We start from the raw sequence: 12229 nt of genomic DNA, 5'->3' as shown, positions 1-12229 counted from the left end.
AAAAACATCAACTTTTGCGACTATCAATTTGAGCAATGATCGGTAGCAATCGCATTGAGTTCTCATTAAATCCCAGCGGCGTAGCATTGCCTCCATACCGAGTTAACAACTAACCGATCTGGAGCAACTACCATGAAAACTTCACAACTGATCTTCGGCCTTACCTTCTCCGTTCTGGCTTCAAGTGTTTTCGCTTCCCCACAGTTGCCAAGCCTTCCAGGCAATGACAACACCAACCTGATCGACCCAACTCCGGCCACTATTGTCGTAGCTGAAGGTGGCACTGCTCATACCAACGTCGGTGCAAGCCGCCTGGCTGCTGATGGTGCTGATCGCGTTGGTGCAAACCGCGTAGCTGCTGATGGCGCTGACCACGTGGGTGCAAACCGCGTAGCTGCTGATGGCGCTGATCACGTGGGTGCAAACCGCGTAGCTGCTGATGGTGCCGACCACGTGGGTGCAAACCGTGTAGCTGCTGATGGTGCTGATCACGTGGGTGCTAATCGTCTGAGCTAATGTGTAAAAGCTCTTCCTCCAGCCCGGCTTTTGCCGGGCTTAGTTTTTTCTGCGGAACAGGCAGCTCAATCCTTGCGTGCGATCAGATAGATGATGTCGCTTGGGAACAACTTCAAAATGGGTAGCGAGATACCTGCTGCGCAGTAGATGAAAGCGGTCGACAGCCACCCCAATTTTCCTTTGTAAGAAATCCAGAATCCCAGGCAGATACCTCCCGGCGCCTGAACATTTCGTCGCTCCAACAATGCCGAGATCCATCCTGTCTACTATATTGACGGGCCTGTGTAATGACGCGATGAAGTATCCGCTCGATGACACTTTCATTCGTGGAGAAAAAAAGTGCAGACAGAAAACGAAGATCAGGCCTGGACCGAATACAGAGAGCGCTTTTCTGAAGTTTACGATGACGCCAATTACGTGAGCCCCTTGCAGGCGTTTGTGATGCGCGCCAGCCACCGGCTCGTAGAAAAAGACTTTACCTGCGCAGACTATTTCTCAAAGGTGCTCGAGATTGGAGCTGGTACCGGAGAGCACCTGCCGTTCGTCAAGCATGGATTTGGCGAGTACACACTCAGCGATATGGATCACAAAACGCTTGAGGTGGCAAAAGCGAAGACTACAGCGTTAGCTCGAGGAAAGCTGTTATTCGAAGTGCAAAAAGGCGGTCAATTAGACTATTCGGACAATACATTTGATCGTGTGATTGCCACCCATGTGCTGGAACATATTTATCAACCCCATCTCGCCCTCAAGGAGTGGATAAGGGTGTTGAAACCCGGAGGGACATTGTCCATTTTGATACCCACCGATCCAGGCATGGCATGGCGACTCGGCCGCCATCTGGGGCCTCGAAAAAATGCGATTGCTCAGGGGATTGCATACGATTACGTCATGGCACGTGAGCATGTCAACGCTTGTAATAATCTTATCGCGATCCTTCGTCACTACTTCAATCGCGCTCAAGAGCATTGGTGGCCGCTGCCCGTCCCTTCCATTGATTTAAATCTTTTCTTTTCATTCAACACGACTATCAAAAAACCTCTGACAGCAGCCTGATTGTAACAACTGCTTAACACCTCAGGAGTGTAAATAAAACAGACACTCTTGTGGATGAATTAATTCCCCATCGGGTTCGATGCGTGCTTCCCCCAAGATGATGTATAGTGAAAACGCCCCCACAGATTAGCGCTCATTGGTAGTAGCGTTTGTTTTTCTGAATCAATTAAACATGATTTTAGGAACAGAAGGCTGCCAATCAAATGACGTCAAACCTGGTCTACCTGGAACCCAAAGTCGCTGTCGTAATTCCATGCTTCAAGGTCTGCCGACACATACTTTCAGTCATAAAATTAATTGGTCGTGAAGTTACTCGCATCTATGTGGTCGATGACAAATGCCCGGAAGGGACTGGGCTTTTCGTCAAGGAGCATTGCACAGATCCGCGTGTGAAAGTCATTTTCAACCCTGAGAATAGGGGCGTGGGTGGCGCTGTGATGGCCGGTTATGTGGCGGCGTTGGCCGAAAGCATGAGCATCATTGTCAAAGTCGATGGCGACGGCCAAATGAACCCGGCTTTGATACCTGACTTCATCGCACCTATCTTGTCTGGCGAAGCAGACTATACAAAAGGAAATCGATTTTATAATCTCGAAGAAATTCGGCAAATGCCCACGACGCGTTTGTTAGGTAACACCGCGCTGTCTTTCATGACCAAACTGTCCTCTGGTTATTGGGACCTATTCGATCCCACCAATGGCTATACCGCTATTCATCTGAACGTGGTGAAAATTTTACCGCTGGGCAAAATAAGCAGTCGCTACTTCTTCGAAACCGACATGCTATTTCGACTCAATACGCTGCGCGCAGTCGTCATTGATATTCCCATGGACGCCCAGTACGCCGACGAAATCAGCAACTTGAAAATCTCCCGAATTGCGAGCGAGTTCCTGGTGAAGAATATTCGTAACACCGCTAAACGCATCTTCTATAACTACTACTTACGCGACATGTCACTGGCCTCCTTTGAGCTCCCTCTGGGGATCATTCTGTTGCTATTCGGTACAGTTTTCGGCCTTTGGCACTGGATGGATTCTATTCATACCGGGACGGTTACCTCAGCAGGGACCGTCATGCTTTCCGCCTTGCCTGTTTTGTTGGGTACTCAGCTTATCCTTGCCTTTATCGGGTACGACGTCCAATCGATTCCAAAACGCCCACTGCATTTAAAGCACCACTACGTCGATAATTCAGGCTCGAAAAGAACCCTCAACTCATGACCTATTTCATTGCATTGATTTGCGTACTCGGCCTGGCGGCGGGGCAAATACTTTTCAAGCTCAGCGCCACATCACTGCACAAAGCTGGCACCTTTTTCGATATGTCCGCAATGGTCTATTTCTTTATCGCACTGGCACTGTACGGCCTCACGACTCTTGGCTGGGTATGGATACTGCAAAAGGTAGAGCTCGGCAAAATATATCCATTAATGGCCCTGGCTTTTGTCATCGTCCCCATGGCCAGTCATTTGCTACTGGGTGAGAAATTCCAACCTCAATACTTTGTCGGTGTTGCGCTGATCATCGCAGGTATTGTCATCGCGGTGAGAGCATGAAAGGGGCACAGAAAGTGCGGACGATAACCTTTTTGACCCGATCGATCAGTCGTCAGCTCATGCCATTCCACAGACTGCTTGTCATCTTAATCGGAGCATTTCTGGCCGCCAGTGTGTGGGCGGGTTCCTCGCCAAGCGGGACGATTATCGACGCAAAGGGGCACGTAGACACAATCTCGTTTGACGGTCAACGCGTGAACGTACTTGGCTGGGCCGCAACCAACCAGCCCAACATGACGCTCACGACGGTCAGCATCTCATTCAACGGAAAACCGGTATATGAAGGTGGCTTCGAAAATTTTCCCAGACCTGACGTCGTCGGCAGCACAGGCCGTGCCGACTGGCTGAACTCCGGCTGGAAGGTGTCCTTCGAGTTGCCGGATGAGGTCAAAGCAGGACACTACACCGTGTCAGCCGATGCAAAAACCGCGTCGGGACACACAATCAGGCTGGCAACCTCAGACGCCTCGCAAACCGTTTCTATAGAGGCGACTCACCGAGAAGAGAAAAGCCTTATACGGACTGTAAAGATAAGCATCGCCTGCGCGCTGATATTTCTGGTGACGTGCTTCATGAAGTCAGCTCATCTGACCGACCTGATTAGAAGTCGGTTCGGAATCAGGGTATCTGAACCATCTTTCTTCAGTCTAGCAGTACTGCTGGTTTCGTTGTTGTTCGTGAGCATGGGGCTAACGGGTTCATCTTTACAGCTGGGCCAGGCCAGCGCGCCGTTCATCCAGGTCGACAGCATTAATGTCATGGCCAGCAATCAGGCAATAAGAAGTGATGAATGGCTGGTTATTACGCCACTGGCAATCGCCCAATACAACCATGAACCCCGATTTCCCGTTGTGAACAAAAATATAGGTGAAGATGGGCAGAACATGCTGGTTGTGGGCATGACGGGGGCCCCGGTTGCTCATGTTTCAGCCGTAGCGAAACCCGCGACCTGGGGGTTCTTTCTGTTTGATTTGAAGCGAGCACTTTCGTGGAATTGGTGCTTTCCAATTGTGGGCTGTTTCCTCGCCCTGGCCTATGTGCTCAACCGGCTTTCAGACGCTCACTGGAAGCAAGGTTTTCTGTTTTCAGGACTTTTCTGCTGCGCGCCTTACATCGTGGGGTGGTCAAACTGGCCGGCTTACACAGTTTTCTTTCCCTGCATTATTTTTCTATCTGCCCTACGGATATTCCACACCTCATCAGCCTTCGCATTATTTGTATTCGGTCTTTTGCTCGGTATCGCAGGAGCCGGATTCGTCTTCGTGCTCTACCCCGCCTGGCAGATTACTGTGGGCTACGTGTTCGTCGCGCTGACGATTGGCATTCTGATCAAAGAGAAATCATACCGGGCGTTCACAACCCGCAGGGTCATCACTTTTATCGGTGCGCTCAGTATTGCCGGGGTAATCGTCGGCGCATGGTGGATGGATGCCAGTCATGCCATTCACACCATGGCTCAGACAGTTTATCCAGGCCAACGTCTGGCGACTGGAGGAGGGATGACGCTGCCTGTACTGTTGCGCGGTTTTACCAATATTTCGACGCTGACCCACTTGAGCAGTACTTTTAGTAACCAGAGCGAGATCGCTTCATTCTATTACCTGCTACTGCCCCTAGGCGTCCTGCTAATGCTTCGCGCTATCTATCAGCCGCTAAATGCTCTGGAATGGTCGATCACCCTGATTACCGGCTTTATCCTTTTTTACATGTTCGTCGGACTGCCTGCCGGTCTGTCGAAGATCCTGCTGTGGAGCCATGTCCCCGCGCCGCGCGCTGACCTTGCCTTGGGACTAGCGACGTTAGTGCTGACGCACCAGCTATTTTCGGGCAGGTGGCAAGATGGACGAAATGCACCCACAGCTACCGTGTCAGTGCTCGCGGCCGGTGCGGCCTTGGCCTGGGTATACATCGTTTACCGAAACATCAGGCAGTTGGATAGCTCACTCCTGACCGGGCTCACGCCCGGCATCATGACCGCAATGCTCTTTACCGTTGCCGCAATAAGTTACTTTTTGATCACGCGAAATTTGAAAAGCTTCATCGTCACGAGCCTGGGCCTTTCCTTGGCGACCACTGTAATGTTCAATCCGGTGAACATAGCGCCTCGATCAATAAAAATAGCGGGCGGTCCCGAGACCAACGTCAAATTGGCCGACGCGCTCAAACATAAAAAAATCCTGATGATCGATAACCCTGTCGGCCCCATGTTTCTGGCTGCCGCAGGGATGCCGATCGTGAACGGTGTTTTTTATTACCCGCAGAAATCCCTGTGGTCACGCCTCGATCCCTCAAGCAGTCAATCAAAGGCCTACAACCGATATCAACATGTTTTATACACAGGGACGCAGGGCGCTGGCGAAAATGTCGTAATCGATAATCCGAGTCTCGATCTCGTGAGGGTTACGATAAAACTCCAGAGCTTTGATTTTCGCCTGTCAGGCGCACAGTTGGTGCTCGCGACGGATGCCCAGAAGACAGCGTTAGCCGCCAATGCAAGCCTGTCATTCATGACATCGTTAAATGGCTGGAGCGCGTTCACAGTCAACTAAACACGCGGCGGCCACGCAAGGCCGAAGTCTTCATGGTCCAGGGTCAGGTTGGGGTTGTAGGCGTAATCCATCTTGATCGCTGGCCACCTTGAGAGCATGTAGTCGATCTCACCCTTGAAGCGCTTTTTCTTGCGTCGCGTGTCTTCCGCCCCACGAGTCGCCGACTCGTGGTGATACAGCTCAGCAAACGGCGTATACACATTCACGTAACCTGCTTCCCGAACGCGTAAACAGAAATCGACATCGTTGAAGGCGACTTTGAGGTTGACCTCATCCAGGCCGTTGACCTGCTCGAAGACTGACTTTCTGATGACCATGCATGCAGCCGTGACAGCGGACATTTCCTGGATCAATGAAGCACGACAAAAATAGCCGTACTCTCCTTTGGGCAGGTACTTGTGTGAGTGTCCGGCGACTCCGCCTACCCCGATGATGACACCAGCATGCTGGAGCCGGTCATCGGGATACCAGAGCCGAGCGCCCACAGCCCCCACCTCCGGCAGCAGTGCCAGCGACACCATTTCCTCCAGCCAATCCGGGCTGATGACTTCAATATCGTTATTGATCAGCGCTACCAATTCGCCGTTGGCCTGACTCACTGCGAGATTATTCAGCGCCGAATAATTGAAAGGTCGGTCATCGCGTATCACCCGCACATCAGTCTCGCTTTCCAGCCCAGCGAAATAGCGAAGCGACTCATCGTCGTCAGAGCCGTTATCCACGAGAATGATTTCGTAGTTTTCATAGGTCGTCAGTTGTCGAATGCTTTCGATGCATTGTTTGACCAATGCATGCGCATTGCGCGTTGGAATGATGAGACTCACCAGTGGCAAAACATCGGGCAACCGATGACGAACCCGATACATGCCCATGGGCAGTAATTCTGCGTGAGCAGCCATGGATTGCCGTTGCAGATGCTCGTTCAGCGCTTTGACGCCAGCCTCTGCCGCATACGGCTTCTGATCGCCCCCTTGAGCGGTGCTGCCCTCGTGAATTCGCCAGTGATAAAGCACGCGGGGGATGTGCACGATCTGGCTCGGCGTCAGCAGTTCAATACAGCGCATGGCCAAGTCGTAATCCTGCGCGCCCTCGAACCCCAGACGAAAACCTCCGGCTTGCTCAACAATATCGCGTCGGTATACGCCCAAGTGGCAAATCATGTTCTGCGAGCGAAACAGAAACGCATTCCAGTCCGGCTTGAAATAAGCACTGCTGCGTTTGCCCTGCAGATCGACTTTGTCTTCATCCGAGTAGATAAGACCAACGCCTGGGGTTTCCACGATGGCCCGTGCCACCCAGTACAAGGCGTGCTCGGCAATCAGGTCATCGTTATCCATAAGCGCCAGGTATTCCCCGGTGGCGAGCGCAATGGCTGAGTTACTGGCTGCACAGATATGACCGTTGTGTTCGCGGAACACCACTTTGATCTGCTGGTCGTCGTGCTGGAGTTGGTCAAGGTAGTGTCGAACATCCGCGTTGGTAGAGCCGTCATCGGCAATACACAGCTCCCAATGGGGATATAGCTGATAACGCACGCTGTCGATGGCGGCCCGAAGTAGGTCCAGTGGAGGATCGAACACCGGCATGATGATGGAAATCAGCGGTTTTTTTTCCCAGGTGCGGATATGTTCGGTTATCTCCCAACGCGACGGGACGCTCAACGTGTCATAGCGCTTGATCCAGGCCTCATAGTCGTGGCGGCTGGGTACCTCTGGATCCAGTGGTTTTTCGTCCTGGTCATGATCGGTGCCGCTGAACCAGCGCACCCGGTCGACGAGTCCCTTTACGCCGTGTTGCTTGAGAACTCGAACCGTCCGGCCGATAGTTTCCGTCAACCCGCCACCACGCTGGACCATCGAGGGGACCATTGCCGAGAGGCGTTTGACACGCCTGATCGCACCGATCGATTTACGTATGGGCGCTGCAAGCCTGCGGCTGTATGAAGCCTCTAGCGCGATGATGTGCAGGTTCAAACGATGGATCAAGGTGTCTTTGTCGACCTGCTGCGTCAGCAAAGCGTGCCTCAGAAGCTCGATCTGCGCGTCGCGCTGACTGACAATTTCATGCTGATCGTTCAGCAGGCGCTCGATGGTCTCAATAGTTTCATGATCAGTTTCAGCAACGCTTTCGGCCAGGCCATTGGTGACCCGCCCCAGATCTCCCACACTTCGGCTCAGCGTCTGGATTTGCTCGGCCAGCGGTGCCAATGAACTCTGGAGCGCCTGTTGATACTGAGTGACGGTATTAAGCTCAACGCTGACCAACCGCGCCATGACCTCATCGGTGTAGAGCACCAGGTCAAGGTGCAGACTGAGATGCTGGACGTCATCAATGAAAGACAGATCGACCGGTAACTCCAGGTAAGGATCGTCGTCCAGACTCAGGAAGAAGACCGGAGTACCGGACTTGTCGACCCTCATCAGCCCGGAGGTAGCAATGAGACTCTCGACATTACGATCCCACGCCCAGACTTCGTTGCCCCCCCTGAGCAGGCGGACGTTATCCAGCGCGAACGATACCTTCTGGTCCACCGGATCAAGTCTTAACCGCCGGAGCCGCACGGGGATTTTTGAAAACGAAAACTGCAGCCGTTGATGCCCGGGAATCAACTGCCGTGCGAGGCAGGCGGATTCTTTGAACTCACCATCGCCATTACTGTAATAAAGCTTGGTGTGCAGCGGTGCCTGCACAGGCACCACCTTCTGATTGATCGGCTCATCGGGCTTCCAATCAAGGAACTCACTGGCCGAACGTCCCGTTACAAAAGCTTGAAACTGTGCCTCACGGCCGATATAGCGGGTCAGGTCATCGTCTGAAACCAGGATGCCCGCTCTACGCAGACTTTCCTCGACAAAAAAACGGCGACTGGGCGGCATGATGCTAGGGTGGAATGGAGTGGCATTGGCAATCAGCAACAACAGTGCTCGCAGCAGGAGATGGCCCAACTCCACGCCACCGGATATTTCCCATTCAACATCGATCAGTGATGGTGTGCCATTTTCAGCAATCAGGATGTTGTGGGGCACGGCATCAATGAATGTATCAGGGAGCCTTTCACATGCCTGAGTCAGTGCAAATGGCTGATTTTCCATGCCGAGCAAAGTTCTCAATACGCACAGGTATTGATTCAGAAACAAGCCAAAGTCATGGATATTCCAATCAGGTGTGGTCGCGATGTTAAGGAATCGCTGACTCAACGGTTTGCCTTTGACGTAGGCATCTACCTGTGAAAGACATTGCCGAAAATCGCCCTGATGCACCTCCTCTACAGAGCTGACCAAAGAGACATGACGCACTTCTATCTCGGTGGCCGTCCTGACAAAACGCGTTTCCTTACAGAAGGCCGGTCTTCGACCGGTATTGTAGTGGTACGCCAAAACATCGGGGGTCAGCATTATCGAAGCTGTGCGGCTAGCCGCGATCAAAAAGGAGTTGGCCAGGGCTGAACCCAGCCCGTTTTCAATCACCACAGGCCATGTTCGCTCCAGATTGAAGCCGGTCACACCGGGTAGTTGGGGATCCTTTTTGACGTTCTGCGATGCTAGCGCTGCTGCGTCGAATGACACCAACTCAAAGCCCTGCTCAGTAGTTATCGAGCTGGGGAGTTTGTAGTCCGGCGCTGGGTAGAGAAACTCCGCATGACCAAAGCCGGCTATTCGAAGCAGGTTTTCCAGCTTTTTACGGCCAAAGGTTTGCGGTTGCCCCTTAACGTATCTGCCCTCAATGCCATACATAGGCACGTTAATATGGTCTTCGGGAGCACCAGCGAAATACTTCAAGCCCAATTGGTTCTCGATGGCCAGAATCAGCTTGCCCTCCGGCGACAGAAAATCGTGAACACGTCTGAGCATGCTGAGCGCGGCATCTTCGTCGCGGCTGAACACACTGGCATATTCCAGTACGCCTATTAGTGTGATGACGTCGAATTTTTCATCACTTACAAAATCATCGAAGCGCTCGGCAAAAACCCTCACATTCGGCAGGTCCCGGGTACGGCTTGATGCTATACGCGCACGGCGAACGCTGCCCTCCAGACTCAAAACTGAACCGCCGCACTCTCCAAGATAGCGAGTAATGGCACCGCAACCGGCACCAATTTCAAGTACGCGCCCCGAAAAAAACGCTTCAAAAGGACGAAGAATGTTGCCTCGCGCCGTCCCGAGGTGATAAAGCGACGCCCAATCAGTGCAATGCTGGCTGAGCTCTGTGGATAACACTGAAAGGTCATAGGCGTCGCGAATGATTTGAGCAAGGCGCTCCTCGCTTTCGTCACCATCGCTATAAGCAAGCCCCTGATAATCGTCACGCACCCATATGCCGGTTTCAGGGTTGAAGCGGTATCCCTTCTCTTGAAGCTTGATCATGTTCAGGCACCTGATCGATATCCATAGTGACGGCCAGATCTATAAGGCCAAGCGCTTGCGGGGTTGAAGGCACAACGAAATGAATGGAGTCGTAACGACGATCATGGGGAACGATGTCCTCACCGTTCCGAGAGGCAACGCCAATGGAGATGAAGTAGTCGCCGCTGGCGAGTCGGTTAACGAACCTCAGACAGGCAATGGCATGGGAGCCGGGCGAGCCAAGTGTCTGCGTGGTGGAACACGCGAGCAGCAAAGAGTTGGTGCCATAAACGGTCACGCCCTCCTTGGTCTTTATCGTAAAACCAAGAATCGGATTGATGACCATTCGGTGGAAACGAATAGCCAGATGTAACGTCACTTCGGCTCCAGGTTCGATAAGCGTGGGGAACCGCTGACCATTGGCGAAAAGTTGAAAATCCAGCACGCTGGCAGCGCCGTCCCCCCATCGATATTCATGCGGGTTGAACCCGTCACGCGAGGCATAGGCATTACGCTCAAAAAGAAGCGTCGCTGAAGGTGTGCCGGATAAGCCAGGGTCGGAAACAGGCAACGATTTCGACGGAGAAATCTCAAGCACATCCGCAGGTTTATCGCGGCCAAAGAGGATATCCAGATAACGATTGATCACCGGCCTGGCTGGGCCGAGCATCTCAATTCGTCCTTGCTCCAACAGAACGGCACGATCGCAGTGAGTGACCACCTGCTCGCTGGCATGAGTCACCAACAGAATGCTGGTGCCATTGTTTTTCAACTGCCGCAGCCGCTTGAAGCATTTGGCCTGGAATCGCGCATCACCGACCGAAAGCGCCTCGTCGACGACCAGAATGTCGGGGTCCACCTGAGCCTGTACCGCGAAAGCAAGACGGACCACCATGCCACTGGAATATGCCTTGACCGGCTGATCGATGAACTCACCAATATCCGCAAAGCTGGCAATGGCATCAAAGCGCTGATCGACCTCTTCATGGTCCAGACCGAGCACCGCAGCATTCAGATAGACATTTTCTCGCCCGGTGAACTCCGGGTTGAAGCCGGACCCCAACTCAAGCAACGCCGCGACCCGACCCTGGGTGTGTATGACCCCACTCGATGGCGTCAAAGTCCCACAGATAATCTGCAGCAACGTGGACTTTCCTGAGCCATTGCGCCCAACGATGCCGACGGTTTCACCGCGCCGAACGTCAAAATCGATGTTGCGCAGTGCCCAGAATTCTCGGCCATAAGACGTTACAGGGGATCCGAGTTTGCGTTGCAGGCGGGGAATGATGGAGTGCTTGAGTCGATCAAAAGGTTTTTCGTAGGTATGAAAGCATTTTGAAATATCGCGTACGCTGATGACATTTTCTTCAGATGACATCGGCGAACCCCTTGCGGGTTTTCTGGAAAAACCAAAACCCCGCTGCGGCAATCGCCAGCGCTATCAACATCGCTGTCGCCAGACTGTCCCACTGCGGAAACTTTCCGAGCAGTAGCACATTGCGACTTTCCTCGATGATGTATGTCAGCGGATTTAGTTTCAGCCAGGGTTGGTAGGCTGCTGGCAATGCCGCTACGGGATAAAGTACCGGTGATAAAAACAGCAACACCGTGGTGAGAACCACGATAACTTGCCCCACATCACGCAGATAAACACCCAGTGCAGACAGCCCCCAACTGACACCTGACGTCGCGATGACCAAGGGCAGTAGTATCAATGGAAAAAACAGTGCGCTGACTTGCAACTGTTGAGTCAATAAAAACTGCGCAACCAGCAAAACTACCAAGCTGATGAAGGTATGAAACAGGGCAGATCCCAAGGTAACGATCGTGAGGATTTCCAGCGGAAAAACGACCTTCTTTACGTAATTGCTGTTTGAAATAATCAGCGCGGGTGAGCGGTTGGCGCACTCGGAAAACAGTCCATGCACAATCATCCCTACGAATAGAAGGATCGTAAAACCACCTCTGCCGGTCTCTTGACCAACCCAGCGCGCTTGAAAGATTTCCGAGAAAACAAAGGTATAAACAGCAAGCATCAGGACAGGATTAAAGAAAGACCAGGCCAACCCCATTACCGAGCCGCGATAACGGCCTATGACTTCTCGCTTGGTCATGACAGCAATAAGTTGACGATAATGCCACAGGCTGCGAATAAGACTCAGGGGGTCGGCCCCAGGCGTAAGATGGGGGTTCACGTTAATACGAAGCTC

General features: G+C 52.6%; 8 protein-coding genes. 5 read left to right on the top strand and 3 right to left on the bottom strand.

Annotated features, from left to right (window positions below; translation table 11 throughout):
* Positions 1-132 precede the first annotated feature (132 nt).
* The 5 genes from ABRP31_RS02615 to ABRP31_RS02595 all read left to right on the top strand — a co-directional run bounded on the left by ABRP31_RS02615 (position 133) and on the right by ABRP31_RS02595 (position 5676).
* Positions 133-516, top strand: a complete 384-nt coding sequence (locus tag ABRP31_RS02615; RefSeq protein ID WP_087266685.1) for a hypothetical protein — start codon at positions 133-135, stop codon at positions 514-516.
* A gap of 339 nt (positions 517-855) precedes the next feature.
* The gene (locus ABRP31_RS02610; protein ID WP_349972429.1) at positions 856-1572 is read left to right on the top strand and encodes a class I SAM-dependent methyltransferase; all 717 of its coding nucleotides are present in this window, start codon (positions 856-858) and stop codon (positions 1570-1572) included.
* Positions 1573-1775: 203 nt separating this feature from the next.
* A complete protein-coding gene (locus ABRP31_RS02605; RefSeq protein ID WP_349972427.1) occupies positions 1776-2792 on the top strand; it encodes a glycosyltransferase family 2 protein in 1017 nt (338 codons plus the stop codon).
* Positions 2789-3127: an EamA family transporter gene (locus ABRP31_RS02600; protein WP_349972425.1), complete on the top strand. Its 339-nt coding sequence runs from the start codon at positions 2789-2791 to the stop codon at positions 3125-3127. Before ABRP31_RS02605 ends, ABRP31_RS02600 begins: the two co-directional genes overlap by 4 nt.
* Positions 3124-5676, top strand: a complete 2553-nt coding sequence (locus ABRP31_RS02595) for a hypothetical protein (RefSeq protein WP_349972424.1) — start codon at positions 3124-3126, stop codon at positions 5674-5676. Before ABRP31_RS02600 ends, ABRP31_RS02595 begins: the two co-directional genes overlap by 4 nt.
* On the opposite strand, the gene ABRP31_RS02590 is transcribed toward ABRP31_RS02595, so the two are convergent.
* The 3 genes from ABRP31_RS02590 to ABRP31_RS02580 are packed head-to-tail and all read right to left on the bottom strand — an operon-like array spanning position 5673 to position 12214.
* Positions 5673-10040, bottom strand: coding sequence for a glycosyltransferase (locus tag ABRP31_RS02590; RefSeq protein WP_349972423.1), 4368 nt, complete (start codon positions 10038-10040; stop codon positions 5673-5675). The two genes, ABRP31_RS02595 and ABRP31_RS02590, sit on opposite strands and share 4 nt — an antisense overlap.
* Positions 10000-11397, bottom strand: coding sequence for an ABC transporter ATP-binding protein (locus ABRP31_RS02585; protein WP_349972422.1), 1398 nt, complete (start codon positions 11395-11397; stop codon positions 10000-10002). The genes ABRP31_RS02590 and ABRP31_RS02585 overlap by 41 nt, the downstream gene beginning before the upstream one ends.
* Positions 11387-12214 carry an ABC transporter permease gene (locus ABRP31_RS02580; protein WP_349972421.1) on the bottom strand — a complete coding sequence of 276 codons (828 nt, stop codon included), beginning with the start codon at positions 12212-12214 and terminating at the stop codon, positions 11387-11389. The genes ABRP31_RS02585 and ABRP31_RS02580 overlap by 11 nt, the downstream gene beginning before the upstream one ends.
* Between the last annotated feature and the right edge of the window lie 15 nt (positions 12215-12229).

Origin of the sequence: Pseudomonas caspiana (assembly GCF_040224095.2) — a bacterium.
In the GTDB taxonomy this organism is placed as follows: domain Bacteria; phylum Pseudomonadota; class Gammaproteobacteria; order Pseudomonadales; family Pseudomonadaceae; genus Aquipseudomonas; species Aquipseudomonas caspiana.
This window is presented reverse-complemented; position numbering and strand designations above follow the sequence as displayed.